At 54.7% G+C, this 1,720-nt stretch carries 2 pseudogenes; both read left to right on the plus strand.

Annotation, left to right across the window (positions count from 1 at the left end):
- Window positions 1-124, plus strand: a pseudogene (locus tag ACYP2A_RS23305) (IS5/IS1182 family transposase); the annotation flags it as partial.
- An 823-nt stretch (window positions 125-947) separates the two neighbouring features.
- Window positions 948-1,598: pseudogene (locus ACYP2A_RS23310) on the plus strand (IS630 family transposase); the annotation flags it as partial.
- Window positions 1,599-1,720 lie beyond the last annotated feature (122 nt).

The following is a 1,720-nucleotide window of genomic DNA, read 5'->3' on the forward strand; positions in this document are numbered from 1 at the left end:
CTGGCTAAAGGAGAACCGCAGAATAGGCACTCGCTACGACAAGCTGGCCAGGAGCTTTGCAGCCATGGTCACGCTGGCCTGCAGTCTGCGTTGTATGCGGCAATACTTTTCGTACAAAACCTAGTTCCTGCGGGGCCTCCGTTACCAGCGCCCCAAGCTGATCTCGCACGGCCTGCACGCTAGACCGGCGCTCGGCACGCCTACGTGCTGCAGCTTGGTTCACACCTTCGCGTCGAACCGCAACCAAGGCTTGGTTCTCATGTACAACTCGCTGGAATCGCTCTGGATCAAGCCTTGTTAGTAGTTCGTCGTGCACGATACCTTGCTTTGTTTGGCGAATCAGCTTCCGGCCATTCGTTGTTACTCGCATGAAGGCACGGCGCAGTTTATCTATCTCTTTGATACTAATCGAAACCACGCCGTCTTTAGCGTGTATTTCAGGATACTGGCTGATCACGAGTACTTTCGCATGCTGAATCCGCGATGCGATTTTCCACACTGGCGCAAGATCTTTGGTCAGACCCAGGCCGTTGCTTGGAGGATCAAATAGGCCCCAAGCTAAGCGTGAGTCAATGCTCAACGCAGCTGCTTCGGCGTCATCCGGCAACTCGGCACCACAGCCATCGACGTAGATGACTGTGGTGAAAAGTCCGTTCTTGGGTTCTAGATAACGCTGTGCATACGGATTAATATGGATCGGCCGCATGATGATTCTGTTTGGAAGAATGGTCGCGAGTAGCGGCCAGTCCTCCTCAGGCAGTGCATGCCAAGTTCGAGCCTGAGCGTCGGCAAACCTGTAAGTTCGGAGGAATAGTTTTCGTGCCGGCTCTGTTCCCTCGATTGCTGATTCTAATCGGAAGCTCGCTTCTAGTGTAGTGCCTCAGAAATAACATTCTCTCTTCGTCGTCTATGCTTACCCTGTCTGCATAGCGTTGGAGGCCAGTGCCGTGAACTGTCTGACTATTGAACTCACCGCCGAAGAACACACCGAGCTCACTCGCCGCATCAGATCCGCCACCATCAGCCAACGAGACGGACGTCGGGCAAGGGTCATTCTGTTGGCCAGCCAAGGCTGCTCACGAATCGAGATTGCTCGACTGACCGGCCTTTCACTTCCCTCAGTCACTCGCTGGTGCCAGCGTTTCCAGACGCTGCGATTAGACGGTTTGATCGACAAGCCTGGCCGTGGACGGCCTCCGTCGTTACCGCCTGAAGCGCTGAAGCGTGTGATTGAAAAAGGTGTTCAACCACGAATTGCACAAACCCGATGGAGCTGCCGCACCATGGCGAGTGCTGCTGGAATATCTCCAGCCAGTGTTCAGCGGATATGGGCTGCCAATGGCATCAAGCCCCACCTGACTCGCACGTTCAAACTGTCCAAAGATCCGCATTTCGAAGAAAAATTCTGGGATGTCATCGGCCTCTACATGAACCCTCCAGACAAGGCGCTGGTGCTCTGCTGCGACGAAAAAAGCCAGGTTCAGGCGCTTGAAAGAACGCAGCCAGGGCTTCCTTTGGGCATCGGCCATATCCGTACGCACACCCATGACTATATTCGTCACGGCACTGTCACCTTGTTTACTGCCCTGAATTATCTGTAAGCGCGCCATAAACCCCACTCTTAACAAGATGGGGTTTTTCGTCATCGCGGGATCTGCGGCGAGCAGTTCCACGGCAGCAAGGCTTCGAAGTCTTCCACCGACACCGCCTGGGGCAGACG

The organism is Pseudomonas sp. 3A(2025), assembly GCF_054589175.1.